At 38.0% G+C, this 23,704-nt stretch carries 14 protein-coding genes; all 14 read right to left on the bottom strand.

The window, feature by feature from the left end; translation table 11 throughout:
* Positions 1 to 782: 782 nt before the first annotated feature.
* The 14 genes from I6E11_RS12085 to I6E11_RS12020 all read right to left on the bottom strand — a co-directional run bounded on the left by I6E11_RS12085 (position 783) and on the right by I6E11_RS12020 (position 23,562).
* Positions 783 to 968: a type II toxin-antitoxin system HicB family antitoxin gene (locus I6E11_RS12085; RefSeq protein ID WP_235338307.1), complete on the bottom strand. Its 186-nt coding sequence runs from the start codon at positions 966 to 968 to the stop codon at positions 783 to 785.
* Positions 969 to 1,076: 108 nt separating this feature from the next.
* Entirely contained in the window at positions 1,077 to 1,478 is a 402-nt protein-coding gene (locus I6E11_RS12080; protein WP_235338302.1) for a BamJ family beta-barrel-assembly machinery protein, read from the bottom strand.
* 109 nt (positions 1,479 to 1,587) lie between these two features.
* Positions 1,588 to 3,294 (bottom strand): acyl-CoA dehydrogenase family protein, encoded by a 1,707-nt coding sequence (locus I6E11_RS12075; RefSeq protein WP_235338297.1) that lies wholly within the window; start codon positions 3,292 to 3,294, stop codon positions 1,588 to 1,590.
* Between the two features lie 27 nt (positions 3,295 to 3,321).
* Positions 3,322 to 3,984, bottom strand: coding sequence for a TonB family protein (locus I6E11_RS12070; protein ID WP_235338289.1), 663 nt, complete (start codon positions 3,982 to 3,984; stop codon positions 3,322 to 3,324).
* Between the two features lie 168 nt (positions 3,985 to 4,152).
* Positions 4,153 to 5,172: an electron transfer flavoprotein subunit alpha/FixB family protein gene (locus I6E11_RS12065; protein ID WP_235338277.1), complete on the bottom strand. Its 1,020-nt coding sequence runs from the start codon at positions 5,170 to 5,172 to the stop codon at positions 4,153 to 4,155.
* Between the two features lie 4 nt (positions 5,173 to 5,176).
* The gene (locus tag I6E11_RS12060) at positions 5,177 to 6,064 is read right to left on the bottom strand and encodes an electron transfer flavoprotein subunit beta/FixA family protein (protein WP_204447750.1); all 888 of its coding nucleotides are present in this window, start codon (positions 6,062 to 6,064) and stop codon (positions 5,177 to 5,179) included.
* A gap of 245 nt (positions 6,065 to 6,309) precedes the next feature.
* Positions 6,310 to 8,460 (bottom strand): amylo-alpha-1,6-glucosidase, encoded by a 2,151-nt coding sequence (locus I6E11_RS12055; protein WP_235338272.1) that lies wholly within the window; start codon positions 8,458 to 8,460, stop codon positions 6,310 to 6,312.
* A 15-nt stretch (positions 8,461 to 8,475) separates the two neighbouring features.
* A complete protein-coding gene (gene pulA, locus I6E11_RS12050) occupies positions 8,476 to 10,470 on the bottom strand; it encodes a type I pullulanase (RefSeq protein ID WP_235338309.1) in 1,995 nt (664 codons plus the stop codon).
* 33 nt (positions 10,471 to 10,503) lie between these two features.
* Positions 10,504 to 13,188: an alpha-amylase family glycosyl hydrolase gene (locus tag I6E11_RS12045; RefSeq protein WP_235338271.1), complete on the bottom strand. Its 2,685-nt coding sequence runs from the start codon at positions 13,186 to 13,188 to the stop codon at positions 10,504 to 10,506.
* Positions 13,189 to 13,267: 79 nt separating this feature from the next.
* On the bottom strand, positions 13,268 to 14,401 hold the full coding sequence (locus tag I6E11_RS12040; protein ID WP_235338270.1) for a SusE domain-containing protein: 1,134 nt from the start codon (positions 14,399 to 14,401) through the stop codon (positions 13,268 to 13,270).
* Positions 14,402 to 14,421: 20 nt separating this feature from the next.
* Positions 14,422 to 16,068 (bottom strand): RagB/SusD family nutrient uptake outer membrane protein, encoded by a 1,647-nt coding sequence (locus I6E11_RS12035; protein ID WP_235338269.1) that lies wholly within the window; start codon positions 16,066 to 16,068, stop codon positions 14,422 to 14,424.
* 11 nt (positions 16,069 to 16,079) lie between these two features.
* Positions 16,080 to 19,151: a SusC/RagA family TonB-linked outer membrane protein gene (locus I6E11_RS12030; protein ID WP_235338268.1), complete on the bottom strand. Its 3,072-nt coding sequence runs from the start codon at positions 19,149 to 19,151 to the stop codon at positions 16,080 to 16,082.
* Positions 19,152 to 19,337: 186 nt separating this feature from the next.
* The gene (locus tag I6E11_RS12025; protein ID WP_235338267.1) at positions 19,338 to 21,518 is read right to left on the bottom strand and encodes a glycoside hydrolase family 97 protein; all 2,181 of its coding nucleotides are present in this window, start codon (positions 21,516 to 21,518) and stop codon (positions 19,338 to 19,340) included.
* Positions 21,519 to 21,708: 190 nt separating this feature from the next.
* On the bottom strand, positions 21,709 to 23,562 hold the full coding sequence (locus I6E11_RS12020; protein WP_235338266.1) for a glycoside hydrolase family 13 protein: 1,854 nt from the start codon (positions 23,560 to 23,562) through the stop codon (positions 21,709 to 21,711).
* Positions 23,563 to 23,704: the final 142 nt, after the last annotated feature.

Genomic DNA, 23,704 nt, shown 5'->3' with positions numbered 1-23,704 from the left:
AAGGTAAGATACTCGGACATACCGAAATCACTACCGGATTTTTGTCATTATGTCATCGTCAATCACTTTCCCTCTCGAAAGCGGGTGCAAAATTACGCACTTTTTTCTTTCACGCAATACTTTACGACACTTTTTTTCAAAAAAATTATGGATTGACGCTTAACTTATTGTTAATCAGTGAAAAATATACGGAAACTTTTTACAGGTATATTACTGCAGCTATTCTATGCTGTAGAACATACACATTATTATTAATATCTATGGATAACAGATTATACAGGAAACTGTGTACGGGACTTTAGTCTTCAGGGAAAATCAAGGGGAAAATATATGGTGGGATGCAAAAACAGAATTATGCAATGATGGGATCAAAGAAATAAAATGAGTGAATCTTGAGATTATAAAGATTACAACGGTGTGAAGTTTTTCTTAAATGAAGTTACTTTCATGCATACTTTATCAGAAAAAACTTTTTAGCAATTAACAAATAAAAGTGCAGGGAGAATTCTGTTTTTCTCACCTTGGATGCGTTTTCTACGAAAAGACAGTACTTTTTTAGCGTTACACGTTCGTGTGACGAGAGTAACACCTACGTGTAACTATAGTAACACGGACGTGTGACTATAGTTGCACCTTCGTGTCACGGCAATTTTGTGGAGGGGAAATTGATATTTATAACTAGCTTATTAATAAAAAAACAAGGCCATACCTGTATCACACAGACACGACCTCAGGAAAGAAAGAGAGTGTTTTTTATTAGTTCGAATATTAATGTAGAATATTCACGCCATATCTTCAAGAGAAAAAACAGAACTTATTTCATTAAAGAAATCATATGATATTTCCTGAAGATTCTCTATTGCTTCATTTTCAGTTTCACCATACGCACAACACTGGTTGTAATCTAGCAAGTAGGCACAAAACTCGCCATTAGGCAAACTTTCTATTACATAATTAACTTCATTCATATTTAGTCCTCCTGTTTTTAAGACACTGCAAAGTTAATCTCGTAATATTACAATCAGGATAACAGAAGATTACGATAATATGAATTTATCTTTTTAATGCACAGATATTCAAGCAATTCCCAAAAGCTCAATCTCAAAAACCAGAGTTGAAAACCCAGGTATAGGTCCGGACGTGCGTGTTCCATATCCAAGTTCATATGGGATATAAACCATCCATCTGTCGCCCACATGCATCAGCTTCAATGCTATGCGCCAGCCGTCTATCACATCCGTAAGCCTCAGAGCCTCAGGGTAACTGCGCTTCCACGAATTGTCAAACTCCCTGCCGTTGATAAGTGTTCCACGGTAATGCACGGTAACTATACTTCTGTCAACAGGCGAAACCTTACCATCACCACTGTTGATAACTTTATAAAGGATGCCGGAAGGATGAGTTACTACACCTTCTTCCGCAGATATTTCCTTCAGGAATTCCTGATTCTTTATCTTATACTCTTCTTTTTTTGCCATAAATACGTTTTTTATCCTGCACAAAGATATAAACAGAGAAGTAAAAACAAAAAAATCGGAGGACAAGATACGTCAATATCCCATCCTCCGAACATTTATTTTTCAGATATTATTTTCTGTAATTCAGAAGTTCTTCTGCACTGAACTTACGAATGAAATTGAAATGCTTTTCAACTTCAGACTCAGCATAGTTAACATATACGTTAAGTGACTGAGCGAACAGTTCAGGAGCCTTAGTAGCATCCTGCAGCAACAGATGACTCATTACACAAACAGCAGACATTTCGTACAGACGACGTGCAACGAAATCAAGCAACTCCTGATTCATAGCTTCCTTCACAGCATTAGTACAAGCCTCAAGTTTGCGGGTCATATCCTTAATTCTGTTCATATAGCCTTCGAATTCTGGAGCGCAAGGGATCAGTTCATACTCATGAAGAGTAGCGGCATAAGCACCGTTAGTTACATAACGGATAGCAGCAACTGTCTGCAACTGAGTTGTTCCTTCGTAAATACTTGTAATACGTGCATCACGATAAATACGCTGACAAGCATATTCCATCATGAAACCCGAACCACCATGCACCTGAATACAGTCGTATGCATTCTGGTTTGCATATTCAGAGTTCATACCCTTGGCAAGAGGAGTGAAGCTGTCGGCCAATTTAGCATATTTCTTCTGTTCCTGACGTTCTTCAGGAGTAAGTTTGCGTTCGCGGGCAATATCATCAAGAGCCTTGTAGATATCTACATAACGTGCAGTCTGATACAAGAGGGCGCGACCTGCATCCAGTTTAGCCTTGATAGTAGCCAGCATATCATATACAGCCGGGAATTCAATGATAGCCTTACCGAACTGTTTACGGTCCTTAGCATAAGCCAAAGCCTCATTGTATGCAGCCTGGCTCAAACCTACTGACTGAGCAGCAATACCCAGACGGGCGCCGTTCATAAGTGCCATAACGTACTTGATAAGACCCAACTTACGTTCGCCGCAAAGTTCAGCCTTCGCATTCTTGTAAACAAGCTCACATGTAGGAGAACCGTGAATACCAAGTTTGTTTTCAATACGACGTACATCTACACCACCGTCGTTCTTGTCATAGATAAACATAGAAAGACCACGACCATCGTGAGTACCTTCTTCTGAACGTGCAAGTACAAGGTGCAAGTGAGCATCACCATTAGTAATGAAACGCTTAACACCGTTCAGACGCCAACAGTTGTTAGCCTCATCATATGTAGCCTTAAGCATAACACTCTGAAGGTCGGAACCTGCATCAGGCTCAGTCAAGTCCATAGACATTGTTTCGCCTGCACAGATACGAGGGATGAAACGGCTGTGCTGGTCTTCGTTACCGAACTCATAAAGAGTTTCGATACAGTCCTGAAGAGACCAGATATTACCGAAACCTGCATCAGCCTGTGCAACGATTTCCGCACACATGGTATATGGAGTGATAGGGAAATTAAGACCGCCGTAACGGCGAGGCATTGTCATACCGTTAAGTCCTGCCTTAACCATAGCATCAAGATTTGCTTTTGTACCCGATGCATATTCCACACGTCCGTTTGCACAGTGAGGACCTTCCTCGTCAACGCCTTCTGCATTGGCAGCAATCACCTCACCAGTAATTTCGCCTGTTATTTCAAGCACTTTATCATATGAATCGATAGCATCGGCATAATCCTGCGGTGCATAATCGTATTCGTCTTTATCTCTATAATCGCGTTCTTTCAACTGACAGATACGCTCCATCAACGGATTGTTCAAGTGAAACTTGAGTTCCGGATGTTCTGTATAAAAGTTTGCCATAATTTTTATTTTTACAGTTTTAAATATTTACATAGGCAGTACGAAAGTTATAGGAGCCGTAAAAAGTACTCTTACAGGCTTTCCGTCTATAAATCCGGGCGTCCATTTATAAATAGCGGCAATAGCACTGAAAGCTCTAAGAGCCTCTTTGCCCAGGACTTCACTATCGCTTCGGAAGACTTTGGGCTCAATCATAGTTCCGTCCTTATCAACAACAAATTTAATCAGAACACTTCCATCTATCCTATATTCCAAAGCCTCCTTGGGATATTTTATAGCTCTTGTTATCAACTGTAACAATTGCTGCATACCACCCGGGAAGAAAGGTTCGACTAAATAAGGGATATGATCTATCTCAGTCCCATCTTCTGACAGCAATCTGCCTTTGGTACATTCCGATTTTTTATAGGTCTCCTCCCTTTTCAGTTTTCCATCAGGATAGTATTGGAGGAGTTTGCCATTCATCTTGCTGTTTTTATAATTTGTACTAATAGAAATATTCCCATCAGGATAATATACACAATACTTACCGTGCAATTTGTTCTCCTTATAATTAGCAATCAAGCTATCATTTCCATTAGCATAAAAAACAGTCCGGACTCCCTCTTTAATTCTTTCATTAGGTTTCTTTCCGTATTTACTGTAATGACAGATTTCCTTTTTAAGTCCGTCAACAGTAAAAGTTTCCACCTTTGTGAACTTTTTATCTTTTGAAACAATCGCATAATAACTTGCATTTGCCTCGTCGGTCCAATTTGATTTTTTATCTAACCAGATTTTGTCCTGAGCACAACACACAAGTGATAAAAAGCTCAATGAAAGAATTAAAAACAATGATTTCATGACAGCCTAAATAAATTACTTACTATTCTTCTTATAATACTTAATCATCTTCGGAATCACTTCTTCCACTGTTCCGTTAATCACATAGTCGGCTATCGCATTGATAGGAGCATTCTCATCATTATTCACAGAGATGATGATACCTGCATCCTGCATACCTGCAATGTGCTGAATCTGCCCTGAGATACCACATGCGATATACAATTTAGGATGAACAGTCACACCTGTCTGGCCAATCTGACGGTCATGGTCGCAGAAACCGGCATCAACAGCAGCACGGCTCGCACCTACCTCAGCATGAAGTTCTTTTGCAAGTTCGAACAACATATCGAAACCTTCCTTAGAACCCATACCGTAACCACCTGCGATAACGATAGGAGCACCTTTCAGATTATGTTTAGCTTTTTCTACGTGACGGTCGATAACTTTCACTACATAGTCTGTTTCAGGAACAAACTTAGCCACATCATGACGAATCACTTCACCCTGATAGTTTTCATCCAGGATTTCCTTCTTCATCACACCTTCGCGCACTGTAGCCATCTGTGGACGGTGTTCAGGATTGATGATAGTAGCAACGATGTTACCACCGAAAGCAGGACGAATCTGATAAAGCAGATTTTCGTATGTAATACCTGCCTTCTTATCCTCATGACTACCTATTTCAAGCTGAGTACAGTCGGCAGTCAAACCACTTGTCAACGCAGAAGAAACACGAGGACCAAGGTCACGACCAATAACAGTAGCACCCATAAGGCAAATCTGAGGTTTTTCCTGCTTGAAAAGATTTACAAGAATAGATGAATGAGGAAGAGAAGTATAAGGAAACAGCCCCGGAGCATCGAACACGTGAACACGGTCAACTCCATATGGCAAAACTTGTTTTTCTACATCAGTAAGGTCGCTACCGGCACAAATAGCTTCAAGCTGGCATCCCAACTCATTGGCTAACTTACGACCTTTAGTCAAAAGTTCGAGACTTACATCGGCAACATGAGTGCCTTCCATCTCACAATATACAAATACATTATTCATAGTCTTATCCAATAGTGTGGTTAGCCAAAAGTTCAACAATAAGGTTTTCTACATCAGCATCGCTTCCTGTGATAGTCTTGCTTTCCTTAGCCTGGAAGATAATGTTTTCAATCTTCTTCACTTTTGTAGGAGAGCCTGAAAGACCGCACTGTTTTGTATCACCGTTTACGTCGGCTACACTCCATTCTGTAATGTTCAGATATGGACGGCTTTCATAAAGCGAAGCGTATGGAAGTTCAGCGCCATCTTTTGTTATGGCAGCTTTTTCCTGAGCGCCCATAGCACGTTTATATTTCTGTACCAGTTTAGCGTTACGAGGACGGCAAGGAGCAGCACTTCCGTTTACTGTAAGTACGATAGGCAACGGACCTTCTACAGTTTCCACACCACCATCAATATGACGTTTCACACGGATACGTCCGTCTTTCACTTCCTGAATTTCCTCTACGTAAGTAATCTGAGGTAATCCTAACTTTTCAGCAACCTGAGGACCAACCTGAGCAGTATCACCATCAATAGCCTGACGACCACCAACTATGATATCATACTCACCAATCTTGCGGATAGCTGTAGCAAGAGCATAAGAAGTAGCCAATGTATCAGCACCTGCAAAAGCACGGTCTGTAAGCAGATATCCATTATCAGCACCTCTGTATAAACCTTCACGAATGATTTCAGCAGCACGTCCAGGTCCCATAGTCAGCATAGTTACAGTAGAACCGGGATGAGCATCTTTCAGTCTGAGAGCCTGTTCCAAGGCATTCAAGTCTTCCGGATTGAAAATTGCCGGAAGAGCAGAACGGTTGATTGTTCCGTCTGCATTCATGGCATCTTTCCCAACACAACGCGTATCAGGAACTTGTTTTGCCAATACTACAATTTTTAAACTCATTAGATAAAATATTTTTGGTATTAGTAATTTTCTAGGTGGCAAATTTAATGAAAGCATTTATACTACAAAACGAAAAAGGACAAAATGTGCACACAATGAACGGTTTTGAGCAAATATATTCCAGATATAGAATAATATTTAAACTATTTTAGAGTAGTTCAAAGTAGGTTTAAAAGAACAAAAAAGCTATATATCGTCCATTTCCAAAAACGATATATAGCTATACATTCTTATACACTAATTTATCAATATGTCAGCGCCGGATCATGATAAACATCGAAACACGGATAATGTGGTAAAGGAGAAGGACTACAGAACTTAACTCCATCAAATATAGGTTCAACGAGCTCTTTGGGTTCTATAAAACGTATCTCTGCATCATCACCGTCAAATCTGAAATCAAACTTACCGTCACTGTACCTATATGAGAGTGTTCCCTTACCAATCTTCAAACTTGTTTCAAGACTTGTAATCTCCTTAGGAATCTTAGGCTCGATAGTTATTACCCGACTCATCATGTCAGGACGTATACCCAAGAAATACTGATACCAGACCCTGAGGTGTTCTGCATTACTCCAGGCCTGAAGGAATGTACCCGAACGATTTACCCAAGACCTGCCTTCGCGCGGATGAGCATCGGCATTCTCGCTGAGACTACCCACAGCCCCTTCTACAAGTGCCTGACGATTCATATTCTGAAACAACTGCCAAGCTGCCTCAACCTGACCATACTCTATCATGCGTTGCATGGCTATACCGTTATTCCAGAGCCATACAGTCCCGTTATGATAAGCATCGTCTTTATGATAGTAATGCCAGTTTTCATGTTGAGGATGGAACTGTTTGTCCCATTGCGCCAGCGATGCCACTCCCCAAGGATAAGTCAGTTCCTCCCAGCAACGGCGTGTAACTTTCTTCTTAAACTCCTCGTCACCAATCATTTCAAAACAATAAAGCTGGTTTGGACGAAGCTGTTTGTCAGGAGTTCCATCAGAATTTAGATGATCATACACCATATTGTCTTCTTTACAACAATAATCATGCTCGAAATTACTCCTTATTTTATCGGCCAATCGAAACCATCTATCAGCAGATTCTTTATCTCCTACCAGTTCGGCAAGCTTGCTTCCTGCTTTCAGTTGCCCATACCATAGAGCTTGAATATCATTTGCACAGTTTCCACGGGGTGAACCTGGTATTCCGTCACGTTTCACATCCATCCACGTATCTGCATCCGCATGAGTAAGATACCCTTTGTCGTCAGTAAAGTTCTGGCATGATGCATCAATGCTCATTTTTACAGCTGGATATATTTCGCTTGCAAATGCTGTATCTCCAGAATACTCCAGCAGTTCGAATGCCTGAATAACAAAACGAGGTGTTCCATCAGTAGTGTTATACAATATACCATCAGGATTTGCACGGTTAGGGATTCTTCCGTATGTAGGCGATTCCGGATTCTTATCTTGGAACTTTGCAAAATCCAGCAATATCTGTTTTGCCACATCAAACTGACCACTCACCAGACATGTACCAGGCATAGAAATAAACATATCGCGTCCCCAATACTCGTTGAACCAAGGTAATCCGGCATAGATACCCATACCTTGCTGTTCGGTTACAAGTTCGTCGGTAGTCAATGTAAGCCAATTAAGAGCTTTATCAAGGTCTTTAAGATTCGATATTATCGGATTATACTCTGTAATAAGCGAATTCATTCTGTCTGCACGCTCCTTCAACCACATTTTTCCCTCACTACGGAACTTCTTCAACAGAATCTCACATTCATCTTCTGTACCGTAAGTGATTATGAAACCGTCCGATGATATCGGTGCTTTTATCCCGTTGCAAGTAAAAGCAAATCCGCAATCAACAGCTGGCGACACCAAAATCCTGCCATTCGCATTTTCCTTCGGAGTATAAAACAGACCATTCTCACTATTTACGCCATCAGCCAATAAATCCTGATTTAGAGATATACCTATACTATCACCATTTACCTCACAGAGACTTATATACAGAACAGGATAATTATCAACAAGCGAGAATGTCTCTTTAGCCAAGTTCCATTTGCGAACTATCCTATTGGGATAAACAGTACATGACGCTTCCTTTCTGTTCAGCGATTTGCCGTCTACAGATAATTGATAGTCAGAGAATATACGTTTTTTCGAGATATTCCATCCCGACCAGAAGAAAACAGAATCCTGATGTGTAGTGCCATACCAATATCCCGATTTCTTATCGGTGAAGGAATATTCACGATTCTCTGCTGATGTTACTTCTATACCTAAATAATCCAATGGAGAAACAACATCAACACTATCCGTACAAGCAGCAATAACCAGTGAAATACTGGTTATTGCAAATATGTGTCTACTCAGAAATTTATTCATATCTCCAAAATACATTTATTTTCTATAAGCAATAGTAGCCGACTGAGGTGCTGCTGTGAGAGTCTTACCCTTAGCATCTCTCAAGCCTTTTTCTGGCGAGATTTTGCCATCATAACAAACCAAACGGTATGTTCCTTCCGGTACTTCCACCTTTGCGGTTTTGATTCCTGCATTAAGTATTACGGTTATATCTTTCCATTCTTCTCCTTCTGGCTGTCCTTTTATGCGAAATGCCACTACACCTTTTGTTCCTGGATTTATAAATTCAAGATGTCCATAAACCTTCTCTGCTGTGCCCAGGCGGAATGCTGGATGTGCTTTACGAAGAGCTATAAGTCCTTTTATATACTCGTACGAATCATTATGCTGTTTTTTCAGGCGCCAGTCTATCACATTAATTGAATCCGGACTGTTATAAGAGTTCTTCACACCTTTCTTATCACGCATCAGTTCGTCACCTGTAAAAATAAAAGGAACGCCTTGCGATGTAAGTACAGCTGTTTCAGCCAGTTTCAAAAGACGCATACGCTGTTTAGTATCTGCTTTGGGAGCAGTAATAAGAAGACGGTCGCCTATACAATGGTCATCATGACAGCTGATATAACTTATCATCTGAGTAGGCTGTGCTGTCCATGACGCAGGATAGTCTTTCAAAGCCTCTTTCAACTGCGGATGAGGTAGTGCAGCAGCAATACCGAACATCACACCCGACTCATATCCCTTACCTTCAGTGACAAAAGCACCCTTCGTATCGTCATTCCATGAGCCACGCAAGCTGTCGCGGAATTCATCACTAAATGCAGCAATACCAGGCATCTGCCATGTATTGGCCTTCATCGCCAGTTTTTCTTTAGGATATTTAGGAGCACTTGCAGCCCATCCTTCACCATAGATAAATATTGTAGGATCAATCTTATCAAGCTCAGCACGGATGGCCTTCATAGTCTCTATATCGTGTATCCCCATAAGGTCAAAACGGAAACCATCTACATGATATTCGTTTACCCAATGTTTCACTGATTCCACAATATAACGACGTACCATCTCACGGTCGCTGGCTGTCTCGTTTCCACAGTCTGAACCATTGGCAAATGTTCCATCCTCATTCTGACGATAGAAATATCCTGGTACTGTCAATTCAAAGTTACTATGTTCTGTATTGAAAGTATGATTATAAACCACATCCATTATCACTCTGATGCCAGCCCTATGGAGCGACTGCACCATCTGCTTGAACTCACGTATTCTGACTTCAGGCTTGTACGGATCTGTTGAATATGAGCCATCAGGCACATTGTAGTTCTGAGGGTCATATCCCCAATTATACTGAGGTGTATCAAGCTTAGTTTCATCTACAGACGCATAATCGTATGATGGAAGAATATGAACATGAGTGATACCCAGCTCCTTCAAGTGGTCAATACCTGTAGTCTGTCCATAAATATTCCTGGTTCCTTCTTCAGTCAACGCAAGAAATTTTCCCTTGTTATTTATACCCGACAAACTGTCCAATGAGAAATCACGATGATGCATTTCATACAGAATAATGTCATTGAAACTCTTCAGTTCCGGACGCTTGTCGTTTTCCCAACCTTCAGGATCAGTGCTGCTCAAGTCCAATATGGCAGCACGCTTACCGTTCACACCTACGGCCTTTGCCATTACTCCTGGAGTATCGTCAAGCCATTTGCCGTCGATACATACATTGAATGTATAGAACTTGCCGTTCAGATCTTCATCTATCTCTGCCATCCATTGGCCGTTATCGCCACGGCGCATTTTCACAGAATTAACAGCCTTACTGTCAAGTCCTTCGTTAAAGATATTAACCTTTACAGCCTCGGCAGTAGGTGCCCACAACATAAAGTTAGTCGATTTTGGAGTATATACCATCTCCGTCCATTCTGAAGTGAAAGACGGATAGTCTGCATACGACTCATACTTATTAGTTTCTCCACAACCAATAGTAGTTACTATCAGTGGTAATGTCATCAATTGTTTTAGTTTTATCATGATATTATCGTCAAAATAAAGTAAAAAAATCTACAACTCCAATATTAAAACTTCTTTAGGAGAAAGTTTTAAGGTATTATCAAGATTAACCTTTCTTCCGGTTATTACATCACGACCGGACCTTTTGTCTCCCAAAATTTCTTTATAATGTTCCAACGAAAGTTCATTATCCTTGCTTATGCCATTCAATATTACTACAGCGCTTTTATCACCACATCGACGTTCATAAACATAAACTCCGTTTCTAGGCATAAAATGTTTCATAGTACCTTTTGAAATCACCTCGTTTCCTTTACGCCATTGAAGAATGGTTTTCATGAACTGATGTGCTTCTTTCTGCATATCCGTAAGGCCTTCTCCCTTAAAGACATTTATTTTATCACCTTTCCAACCGCCAGGCATGTCAGGACGTATGCCTTCGTACCCATGTTTAATAGTTGTACCTGAAGAAAGTATTTCCTGCCCATAAAACAGTTGAGGTATTCCCGGAACAGTCAACAATACTGTAACGGCCTGCATATATGCTCCAAGATTTTCCGGATCTGTATGGAGGAAGCGATCAACATCATGGTTTTCATACAGACGCATTACATTATAGATATCAGGATAGCAGAAATCAAGCGAAAAATGTTCGAATATAGTCTGCAATCCGGTATTCCATGAAGTCTCTTCGTTGAAAGCCTTAGTGGCTATTGACTGTAAATGGAAGTCCATAACAGATTTCAAACCGGTATCAACCGGATTAAGTTTACTTCCTCTCTGCCAGAAAGCAGTACCAATAGGATTGGTTATCAATATTTCCCCCACTATATTCATATTAGGATATTCAGTCATTACAGCATCGCACCAGCGTTTCATCATATCTACATCAGGATAAGGATAAGTATCCTGTCTGATACCGTCAAGCTGAGCATATTCTATCCACCATATAGAGTTCTGAATAAGATAATCGGCAAGGAAATCGTTTCTTTGATTCATATCAGCCATTGAATCGACAAACCAACCGTCAGTCATTTCATACTTCTCAATATCAGCTACGTATGGATCATAATAAGCTCCTTTATTGTGATTAGTATAAACCTTACGGTCATAATTATTGAACCAATCTTTCATAGGAGGATCAATAACCCATGGATGACGGCTACCACAGTGATTGAATACCATGTCCATAATCAGCTTCATGCCTCGCTTATGCATTTCAGAAGCCAATCTGACATAATCCTCATTACTTCCCAAGCGCGGATCTATACGGTAATAGTCTGTTGCCGCATATCCATGATATGACATCTCTCCCATATCATTTTCCAAAACAGGCGTTGTCCAGATTGCTGTTATTCCCAAATCGTCCAAATAAGGCAGATTATCAATTATACCTGCAATATCACCCCCGTGACGAGCTCCACGGTTATTACGGTCTGTAATATAAGGATATTTCATTTTCAAATGGTCATTTGCTTCATCACCATTAGCGAATCTGTCAGGCATGAGCAAATATACCACATCTTCAGAACCAAAACCTACTCTATCTTCAGGGGCTCCTACACGAGCTTTCAGTTCGTAATCATATTTCAGTTTTTTACGTCCTTTACTGAAGTTTAGAGTAAACTTACCAGGTTTTGCGTCCTTAACATCCAGATATACTACCATATAATTAGGGCTTTCCATAGGATGGACGGACTTAATCTTAACCCCGGGATAATTGATAGACAATGAATAATCAGCAATATTATACCCTGACACCATTAGTTGTAATTCTGGATTCTTCATTCCTGTCCACCAGAAAAGGGGGTCAATTCTTGATATTGACTCCTTACGTTCATCCCCCAAAAGGAACTGTAAAGGATATTTCAGCCGCATAGCCCAGTCTGTTTCTGTATGAGCAGCACCTGGAAAAACTTTTGATATCCATGCGGTAGTATTCCATCCCTCGTTCTTCATCAGACTATCAAGTGCATCCTGATATTTTGGATAGAAACTATCCAAAGTCTTATCACCTCTATCCATATATATCTTGCGGCTATTTGCTTTAGGCAGTTTTTCGGTAAGATACTTTCTGAAAGCCTCTGAAAAAACATCGGCCTGCGGATTGGGTAATGTCTGGCTTAAAACCATCGGTACATGTGTAGATAAACAACCGGCTCCACCAAACACATCCGGATACTCACACAATGCATAAAGAGAGATAAGACCTCCCATGCTGGAACCTATTACAAAAGTATGATCCTTAGACTTATTGGTAGAATAGTTTTTATCCACAAAAGGCTTGACTTCTTCTACAAGGAATCTGAGATAATTGTCTGCATTATACTTGACCTCTTTTGGAATGTCTGTTCCCTCAGGCAAATATTCTAGGGTTTTCTGCGGCAAGAAATCACCATAACGGGTCTCAGGAATATTAGATACAGCCACAACGATACAATCGCGTATCTTTCCTTCTGCTATAAGGCTGCCTGCCACTTCATCTACTTTCCATTCTTGTTTGTTCCATGTAATATTGGCATCAAACAGCATCTGTCCGTCGTGCATGTATATCACATCATATCTATTCTTTGAAGAATACCCATCAGGTACCCAAACACATACGTCTCTCGGTGAAACATATTTCGATTCGAATTTGGGATACTCTGTCAATTTACCAGTAGATACGAATTGCGCTGAAAGAGGCAATGTAAGAATTAAAATAAAAAGTATTATAATATTTTTTTTATTACTCATGATAAATAATTTATAGTTAAAGAAAAAGGGTATGGATACAAAATAGTAAGCATACCCTTTTATCTCAATCAATTAATATTTATTTTTTATAATCATCTGAGTTTAATTCAAATGTTGAACTTGTTGAGTTATTAAGGTTAACATAAATACGATACTTTCCTGCAGAAACAGTAATATTGTCACCACCTTGAACCAACATTCCATCTTTCACACCAAAGTTAATACCCCAATCATGATCAGCCCTAAATTTAATTTCTCCATCACCCAAATTAACATCTGCATAAAATACCTGTTTTACAGGATCAAAACTCATATCAACTTCTTTTCCGTTTTTATTCGGATCAGCCCACTCATATACTTCATCTCCTGCATTTCCAACAATACTTAAAACGTTAAAACCATAATTCATTTTTAAAGCTAAACTTTCCTTATTAAAAGAAAAATGGTAGAAACGTTTAGTATAACATTTAATATCACTTGAACCACCATCATTGAACAATACAATTTCTGTTGCCTCTGGTTCAGGTGTTGTACCTCCAGACAAGCCATAATTTCCATTATCCCAATTCTTATCTCCTGTAAGTTTAAAACCGCTTGATGCCTGATCTGAAAAATCTATTATACCTTCATACATCGAATCAAACTTAAAACCGAACAATGATTGAGCATTATCCCATCCCAAACTAGAATATGTACCTATTACAAACACCTCAGGATATTCAATATCACCTGAATACGGAGTAATTTTTGTTGAAATCACATTTGACAATAATTGTTTTGAGGCATCAGATAAAGAAGTAACTATTCTGAATTCGACATCAACTGTAGCTAAATCAAGTTCATAACTATTTAAAAGAGATAGTATTTGACTATTAAGTTTAGAATGAGTAATACTCATAGAATTAGTATTACCATCATAAACTCCTAAAGAAATAGACTTAGAAAAGTCCTTTTGAGCCAAATCTATTTGTACTGTATTAGAGATTGAAACAGACTGTCCTGTACTGGTTACTATTTCAGGATTTTTCCATTCCAATACCAATGCGGTTTCTTCAGCTTTCTTAATATCTAATTCATATTCTTCTGCTAATGAAGAAACAACTACAGGCTTACTATTTGTACTATCAAATACTACTTTTTCTATATCACTTTCGCAAGAGAAAAATAGAATTGTAGTTAATAATGCTCCTAATATATTATATAAGTATTTCATAATTTAAAGATCTTAAGAAATTAATATCCTTCATTTTGAATTAAATTATCGTTTACACTTCTGTCAGTCTCCGGTATAGGGAAAAGATTATATTTTTCTGCAACTCCGGTACCTTGAATCACCCCACCTTTTTCAGCCCAAACATAATTATCAGATGTAAATAAACCAAATCTTATTAGGTCTGTTCTTCTTAGAGCTTCCCAATATAATTCACGACATCTTTCATTCAAAATATTTCCATATTCAATAGAAGTATTACTAGTATTATTAATCTTAACAGAAGCCTTCAACCAATCAGCATCAATCTTTTTTGATTCGTCATTATTATATCCTCTCATTCTTAATCTGTTAACATATTCTACAGCAAGATTAATATCTCCACCTTCTCCTCCTCTGGCTACAGCTTCAGCATACATAAGATATACTTCTCCTAATCGGAATAAAGGAAAATCAGTATCAGGGAATGTTACATTCTTTCCAGGGGTTCCATCGCTTTTTAAGTTAGTAAATTTATGAACGCCCCATCCTTCTGTAGTAAAAGTACCAATAGAAGAAGTAGTTATATCCAAACTCCTATCTTTATCATAGAATATTCCACGCTCATCAACTATATTATCAGCAGTCCAGCTAGCTTCATCTTGAGTCTGAAACTCAAAAGCTCTTATGAGATTGCCCGTTGAACGGAATCCGTCCCATCCTCCATTACATCCATAGTTCTCAACGCTTCCTTCTTTACCACTTCTTGAACCCAAAATTATAGCACCAATACCATATGATTGAGTAGCATTTCCATCATTTACTATCGGAAATATTATTTCTTTTAATGTATTAGGATTCTCTCCATTATCGGCCATAAACAGTTCTGAATACTTAGGAGCCAGTTCATATCCCGCAGATATTACACTGTTACATGCAGAAATACAATCTGAATATCTTGGTACCCCTGTATAAACCTCTGCATTCAAATACATCCTTGCCAATAAAGCATTTACAGTGGCCTGATCGGCACGTCCGTAAACCTCATATTTATTAGGTAAATCTTTTTTCAACTCATTAAGTTCAGTCTCTAGCCACTTGAACAAATCTGCTCTTTTTATCTGCTCCGGTTTCTCCGGCATATTTGTTTCTGTAACAAAAGGAGGATTACCAAAAGCATCCATCAATATATAATAAGCCAAGGCTCTACAAAAACGGGCTTCTGCCTTATATTCCTTTTTATTTATTTCAGCAGGAGCATTATCTATGTTCTTAAGAAAATCATTTGCAGCACTTACAATGTACATAGATCTATGATATAAGCCTTCAAGCGGTTCGACTGATGCAGTATTCCAAATAAGCTTATTAACTTCAGATACCCATTTATCGCCCCAAGCACAATTAGTTTCATCTGTAGAACATTCCTGCATTGTCCACCAACAACGTAATAAAACTGTTTCACCAGCTCTCATACCACTCAAATCTGAAGCTCCGGGATCATCTTGCCCTGATAATGCCCATACAGAATATAATTTACACAAAGCCTGAGTATAACTCTCTGGAGTAGAATAAGCTTTATCTGCTGTTATTACATTTTGATTTAATGGCATAACATCAAGATCACCAATACATCCGCTAAACATTGTAAGAGCAGATGCCAATATTGAATATTTTAAATATTTTACTTTCATAATATTAATTTTTAGAAGTTTAGATTCAATCCTAATGTAAATGTTCTTGGACGAGGCCAAATATTCTCATCAATAGCATTACATTCAGGATCCATTCCTGAATACTTGGTTATAGTAAATACATTCTGTACAGAAGCGCTTATTCTTCCAGAAATCTTATCTGTAAAGAATTTCTTGAATGTATATCCGAATGTTATATTATCCATCTTAAGGAAAGATGCATTTTCAAGGAACATATCACTTGCTTTCTGTTCACCGGAACTTGTCAGAGTAAAACCTGTTTGTTCTATAGCAGGCTTATAATAATTTGAAATTGATCCCTGATTTGTGAAAGAATTGAGTGAAGCAAGATCTGCTGCCTTTGCGTTATATACATAGTTACCTATACTTGCACGCAAGTTAAAACCTAAATCCCAATTCTTATAAGTAAACTGAGAACTCAATCCCATATAAAAATCAGCCATTGGACTCTTTCCTGTGAAATAACGGTCTTCAGCACCTATTTTACCATCGTTATTTCTATCAACCAATGAATTCTGAATAGGTCTTCCTTCTTCATCATATACTTGTTGGTAAAGCCAGTATGTTGACGGTGCATATCCGACCTGATGTCTTTGCAATACTGTACCACTATTATATGATGCTGAACCAGCTTCAATACCTTCATAAGCAGGATTAAACAATGCTGTCAGTTTTGTAATCTCACTTGTATTCCATGTTACGTTATAACCCAAATCCCAAGCAAAATCTTTAGTCTGAATTGCAGTAGCATTGATATTGAACTCTAAACCTTCATTTCTCATTGAGCCAACATTTGCTGTAATTTCATTTATATAATTACTTCCTGCAGGAACATTGATTGTATTCAGCAAATCCCTGGTATGCTTCTGATAATATTCAATACTACCATTAATTCTATTATTCAAGAATCCATAATCTATACCTATATTATAAGTTGTAGTCTCTTCCCATTTCAAATTCGGACTGTAACCATCAGGCTTAAGAAGATAATTATTAAGATAAGTTGTGTTTGGATTTGTACTTAACACATACTTTACAATATATTGATAATCACCTATTTCCTGCTGACCTGTTACACCATACCCTATTCTCAATTTTAAATTAGACATAAAATCTCTGGCTTTCTCCATAAATGGTTCATTAATTACACTCCAAGCTAATGCTGCAGATGGGAATAAACCCCAACGATTGTTTTTATTAAATCTTGAAGAACCATCATTTCTCAATGTTGCAGTAAGGAGATAACGATCCATTAAATTATAATTCAAACGACCAAAAAATGAAACCAGATAATTCTCCCATGGAGAAGGATAACTATTATTCTTTATATATCTATTTTCAGTATCACTATAAGTCCAACCTTCTTTTGCTCCATTGTTTTCTATTACATTTGACTTATATAAATTATGGTCTTTATAATAGAAATGCTGCCACGAATAACCAGCCATGACATTAATATTGCTCTGGATAGACTCTATAGCTTTGTCATAATTCATATAAAAATCCAAAAGAAGATTTCTTCGAATATTATTCCAATTTTTACCTTGACCTATATTCTTGAAGTCTGTATCTCTTGCAGCTTGATAAGATCCGGAAGACACATAATCACTTCCTGTAGTTTTTGCAACATCATATCCTAGATTTAAATTCAGTCTTAAATCTTCAAAACCATGTATTTTATAGTCAAGCTGGATATTACCAAGGCTACGTTTTGTAGTTCCTGTATTATTTCTATCATACAATAAAGATAATGGATTTACTGCAGAAAGAGTATTTGGATTATTCTCACCATTACTCCAGTTCCAATAACCATTATAATTATAAATCTTACTATATGAAGATTGATCTACTGGATCTATTCCATATATAGGCTTTGTTGGATCATAGAAAGCAGCAGAGCCAACAGCACCAGAATCTGCAAAACGATTATTATTAATTGTTCCTTTAACATTTACATCTATACTCAAATGATTATCAAAAAACTTAGGACTCAAATTTACAGAAGCCGTATATCTTTCATAATCTGACGTTTTTATTGTTCCTCTTTCTTTATTATAACCAAAAGATACACGAAAAGGAAGAAAACCAGCCTTACCTGCAATTGCTATATTTTGATCAGTACTTAATCCACCTTGAAAAATTGCATCCTGCCAATCAGTAGATTGGTTTGGATAAAGGTTTATTAACTCTCTTGCTGCATCACCTAATGCTGTACCTTCAGCATACTGTTGAGTAACAGCAGCACGAAATTCATCTGCATTCATTGTCTCAAATCTTTGATAAGGATCTTTGTAAGCATAAGTACTGTTATAAGAAACCTTAATTTTATCTTGAGTTCCCTTTTTAGTTGTTATTATAATTACTCCATTTGAAGCACGAGAACCATAAATAGCCGTAGCCGATGCATCCTTAAGAACTGTAAATGTTTCTATATCATTAGGGTTAATTGTTCCCAAAGCATTAGACGTTCCAGGAGCCGCGTCATTAGACACAGGTATTCCATCTATAACAATTAATGGGTCATTACTTGCATTGAGTGATGCTCCACTACGAATACGAATTGTAGAACCTGAACCTGGACCACCATCTCCTTGATTTATAGCAAGACCAGGAACTTTACCCATCATTAATTCCTGTGGAGATGTTACAGCACCCTTATTCATATCCTCTGCTTTAATTGCAACAACAGAGCCACTCAAGTCACTTTTTTTCACTGTACCATAACCAATCACAACTACATCCTGCAAAAGCTGTGTATCATCTGAAAGTATCACATTCATCTGTTCAGCTGCAGGAAGCTCCTGAGGCTGATAGCCTATAAACGAAATTACAATAACATCTTCTTTATTAGCCTGAAGAGTGAAAACACCGTCAAAATCAGTGATCGTACCATTTGTAGTACCTTTTACAATAACATTTGCACCAATTACGGGTTCTCCAATTTTGTCTTTCACGACACCTTTGACTGTTATTGCTTGTGCAAAGCCTTGTACAGCCATCAGCATTCCTACCAAACATAATAGCAGGAATTTTCCATTAGAATTTAAGATTTTACTTTTCATTTGTTATTTAATTAAGTGTTAATAAATAGCCTAAATAAAATATACCTATTGAAAACTTAGATTTACCCTAATAAAAACATCTTTCATATTTTGATTTTACAATACCTAACAGGCTGTTCCTACCTTTAAGTAACTGTATAAACCTAGTTTTTACCTTCAAAAATATATTATTCAGATTTTGTATGACTATTTGATTTCTTTAATTGATATAGCATAGCCACCACCTACACCTGCAGTAAGTTTAAGTTTTGACTTGTTTGTCACTTTTTTCTTGGTGATAGTATATGCCTGTGGATTATTATCCCAATATGTTCCTTTTGCATCAGCATATATAATAGCCTCATATTTCTTGCCTGGAGTCAGGAAATCAAGTTTAAAATCGGATTTGTGTCCGTTATATCCGGCTGTACATCCTACATACCAGTCGTCTGTACCTTTGGCACGACGTGCAATAGTGATGTATTCACCCGGTTCAGCTTCAAGGTAACGGCTTTCGTCCCAGTCTATAGCCACATCCTTAATAAACTGGAAAGCATCCATAAAGCGTTCATAGTTCTCAGGAATATCTGCTGCCATCTGAAGAGGACTGTACATTGTAACATATAAAGCCAACTGGCGGGCAAGGGTACTTCTTACACGGGAATTGTTCGTCGGGTTCATCTTGCTGCAATCCATTTCGAATATACCAGGTGTATAGTCCATAGGACCTCCAACAAGACGTGTAAATGGAAGTATAGTGGTGTGATTTACATTATTTCCACCGAAAGATTCGTACTCCGTTCCTCTTGCTGATTCGTTACCTATCAGATTAGGATATGTTCTACACAAACCTGTAGGACGTACAGCTTCATGTGCATTTACCATTATCTTATAGTCGGCAGCTTTTTTCACGGCATAAAGGTAATGGTTTACCATCCACTGACCATAATGATGTTCTCCTCGAGGGATGATATCACCAACGTACCCACTTTTTACCGAGTTATATCCGTTATCTACCATAAACTGGTAAGCCTTGTCCATATGGCGTTCATAGTTTCTTACAGACGAAGATGTCTCATGATGCATCATCATTTTCACACCTTTACTTTCAGCATAACTCTTCAGCTCTTTCACATCAAAGTCCGGGTATGGTGTTACAAAATCAAACACATAATCTTTTGTTTTGCCAAACCAGTCTTCCCATCCTTCATTCCATCCTTCAACCAATACTGCATCAAAGCCATGAGCAGCTGCAAAGTCAATATATCTCTTCACATTTTCTGTGTTGGCTGAATGCTTACCGTTAGGCTTTGTTTTTTTATAGTCAGTGATGCCAAGTTTCACACTTGGAACATCATCAGTATATGCCCATGAGCCTTTTCCTGTAATCATATCCCACCAAACTCCTACATACTTGACCGGGTGAATCCAAGATGTATCTTCTATCTTACATGGTTCATTAAGGTTTAATGTAACACGAGCAGCCAATATATTACGTGCATCGTCACTTGCTATCACAGTACGCCAAGGAGATACACATGGAGTCTGCATGTGACCTTTATCACCTCTGGCATCAGGTGTAAGCCATGATTCGAAAATCATATTCTTGTCATCAAGATTAAGATGCATGCATGAATAATCCACCAATGCTGCTTCATGAAGATTAATATACAGACCATCATCAGTTTTCATCATAAGAGCTGTCTGAACTCCTGTAGGCGAGAATACATACTGAGATGAATTAGGAGTGATTGCGTCTTTCATTTTTCCACGGATTTCACTCAGACGTGATGTAGTGTAATCATATTCCTGAGTATCATAATCTCCCGGAATCCAGAAAGCCGTATGGTCTCCAGCCATTGCAAACTGGGAATGTTCTTCCTTGATAATGAAATAATTAAGATTCTTCTGCTGAGGAAACTCATAACGGAAGCCTAAACCATCGTTAAACAGGCGGAAACGTATTACTATGTAACGGTCGTTTGACGGCTGGTCAAGCGTAACAGCCAGTTCGTTATAGTTATTGCGAATTTCTTTTTCTTCTCCCCAAACAGGACTCCATGTCTCGTCAAAAGTGGAAGTACTTGTATCTTTAATTTTAAAACCAGTCATAAGATTGGTTTTAGCGTCAAGCTGATCTTTGTCTGTACGTTCCGTCCATTCGAAAGTTGTCTTCTTGTTTGCATCTTCTTTTTTAAGTTCAAGTCCCAATGTACTTGGCTTAATAACCGGCTTATCTTTATAAGAAAGTTCATAAACCGGTGCCCCCTCAGGACTGAGACTAAAATTCATAACAAAATTACCATCAGGAGAAGTAAGTTTCTGGGCATTTACTGCCATAGCGAAACAAATACATGATGTTAATGAAAAAATACTTTTAAGGTTCATAGCTTTTCAGGTATTTAAGTTTTAAAATTTCAGGTTAGAAAAACTCTCTGCTGCAAAAGTATGGTTCTTAGTAACGCTTTTCTTGATTTAGAAATAAAATATAAATGTCATATTGCAGAAAATATCACATAAGCATCTGATTATATGACATTTATATTTATAAAGCAATAACTGATTTTATAAATGATTTTTAGAAGGTCAAAAGTAGTATTCCACGTTTTTCAAGAAGTAATTCATCATTTAAAGCCACTTTCTTTCCTGTAATAAAGTCAGTAGCCTCAGATTTCGGAAGTACTTCCTTATATGGTGCCAGATTCAAAGTCTGATTTTCGTCTGTTCCATTCATAACCACTACTACAGAGCTGTCGTTATACTTTCTTTCATATACATAAATTCCATTACGTATAGCGAAATGTTTCATCGTACCTTTACATATAGCATCGTTACCTTTTCTGAAATTCAAAAGCTTACGAGTATAATCGAATGCTTCGTTCTGAAGTTCTGTTCTACCCTCACGTGTAAAACAATTTACTTTATCTCCTTCCCATCCACCAGGAAAATCACGACGCAGATATCCGTCTCCTTCACTCTTATCGGCTGCCATAAGGATTTCTGTTCCGTAATATATTTGAGGAATTCCTCTTGTTGTTAGCAAATATGTTATTGCCTGTTTATAACGTGTGATGTTCTTTGAATCTTCTTCATTCTTACAGAAACGAGATGTATCATGATTATCAAGGAATGTCAAAAGGCTCATAGGATTGGCATATACGAAATCCTGAGTATGATAATCATATAATCTGTAAAGACCGCCTGACCATTCGGTAGTTTCCTCATCAAAAGCTTTTGTCATAAGATCTGTAAGAGGAAAATCCATTACTGTAGGAAGATTAGAGTTCTTTGGAGCGGCAAGCTTGCTGTCTTTCTGCCAATAAGAAACTAGAACATTGCTGTTTAGCCATGTTTCGCCTACGATATTGAAATGAGGATATTCTTCAAGAACCTCCTTGCACCATGTTGACATAAAATCATAATCAGCATATGGATGAGTGTCTTGACGTATTCCGTTTATTCCTGCATATTCTATCCACCATATACTGCTCTGGATAAGATAACGGGCAACGTGACGGTTTCTTTGATTCAAATCAGTCATAACCTGAGTAAACCATCCGTCTGTAGCTATGGCCTTTTCATAATCAGAGGCATGAATATCCATTACGCTTGCTGTCTTAAACGATGTCTGTACATAATTGGAACGGAAATTAAACCAATCATCCTGAGGTCTGTCCTTGAACAGATAGTTCTCACTTCCGCAATGATTGAAAATCATATCCATAACAACTTTCAATCCTTTACCGTGGGCCTCGTTTACCAATTGAAGGAATTCTTCGTTACTACCAAAACGTCTGTCTATCTGATAGTAATCAGTTATGGCATATCCATGATATGATCCATCTTTCATGTCGTTTTCCTGTGTAGGATTAAGCCAGACAGCTGTCACACCAAGATCTGATATATAGTCCAAATGTTCTGATATACCTTTAAAATCTCCACCATGACGGGCATACTGTTCATTACGGTCAACTTTATTTTCCAACATTCCAGGCACTACATCGTTTTCAGGATTTCCGTTGGCAAATCTGTCCGGCATTATAAGATAAAGAACATCACTTGAAGTAAATCCTTCTATATCCGAGCCTTTACGTGTGCGCTCTTTCAGTTCGTACGGTACTTTAGTTACCTTACGACCTTTCGTGAGTATTATATCAAACTTCTGTGCCTTCGCATCATTCAGGTCAAGATAAATGATAAGATAATTTGAATTGGACTGTCTGACTATTTCCTTCAGATAAATATCTTTACTGGAAATGGATACTTCGGAAGAAGCTATACCTTCACCGTAAAGCAAAACTTGTAATTCAGGATTTTTCATTCCGGCCCACCAGAATGTAGGTGCAACCTTCTTAATTACAGCATACGATTTTGAAGAAAAAGGGAATAATAATGACAATACAGCCATAAGGGTTAACAGTGTTTGTTTCATGATATTGATTTTTACATTTAAATATTGTTATATTGCAAAATTAAGATTATTGTGGACATTTTATCACCGGCATAATAAAAATATAAATATATAAATTGACTATATCATTATTAATAAGCACATTAGGCAGATTATATTATTC

It is taken from the genome of Bacteroides caecigallinarum (genome assembly GCF_021531075.1).
Taxonomy (GTDB): domain Bacteria; phylum Bacteroidota; class Bacteroidia; order Bacteroidales; family Bacteroidaceae; genus Phocaeicola; species Phocaeicola caecigallinarum_B.
Note: the sequence above shows the minus strand (reverse complement) of the source record. Positions and strands in the feature narration are given on the sequence as shown.

Excerpts from the sequence above, each read along its gene's own strand:
- I6E11_RS12065 (WP_235338277.1), bottom strand. The coding sequence starts at position 5,172 with ATGAATAATGTATTTGTATATTGTGAGATGGAAGGCACTCATGTTGCC.
- I6E11_RS12045 (WP_235338271.1), bottom strand. The coding sequence starts at position 13,188 with ATGAGTAATAAAAAAAATATTATAATACTTTTTATTTTAATTCTTACA.
- I6E11_RS12080 (WP_235338302.1), bottom strand. The coding sequence starts at position 1,478 with ATGGCAAAAAAAGAAGAGTATAAGATAAAGAATCAGGAATTCCTGAAG.
- I6E11_RS12060 (WP_204447750.1), bottom strand. The coding sequence starts at position 6,064 with ATGAGTTTAAAAATTGTAGTATTGGCAAAACAAGTTCCTGATACGCGT.
- I6E11_RS12040 (WP_235338270.1), bottom strand. The coding sequence starts at position 14,401 with ATGAAATACTTATATAATATATTAGGAGCATTATTAACTACAATTCTA.
- I6E11_RS12020 (WP_235338266.1), bottom strand. The coding sequence starts at position 23,562 with ATGAAACAAACACTGTTAACCCTTATGGCTGTATTGTCATTATTATTC.
- I6E11_RS12075 (WP_235338297.1), bottom strand. The coding sequence starts at position 3,294 with ATGGCAAACTTTTATACAGAACATCCGGAACTCAAGTTTCACTTGAAC.
- I6E11_RS12030 (WP_235338268.1), bottom strand. The coding sequence starts at position 19,151 with ATGAAAAGTAAAATCTTAAATTCTAATGGAAAATTCCTGCTATTATGT.
- I6E11_RS12035 (WP_235338269.1), bottom strand. The coding sequence starts at position 16,068 with ATGAAAGTAAAATATTTAAAATATTCAATATTGGCATCTGCTCTTACA.
- I6E11_RS12085 (WP_235338307.1), bottom strand. The coding sequence starts at position 968 with ATGAATGAAGTTAATTATGTAATAGAAAGTTTGCCTAATGGCGAGTTT.
- I6E11_RS12025 (WP_235338267.1), bottom strand. The coding sequence starts at position 21,518 with ATGAACCTTAAAAGTATTTTTTCATTAACATCATGTATTTGTTTCGCT.
- I6E11_RS12055 (WP_235338272.1), bottom strand. The coding sequence starts at position 8,460 with ATGAATAAATTTCTGAGTAGACACATATTTGCAATAACCAGTATTTCA.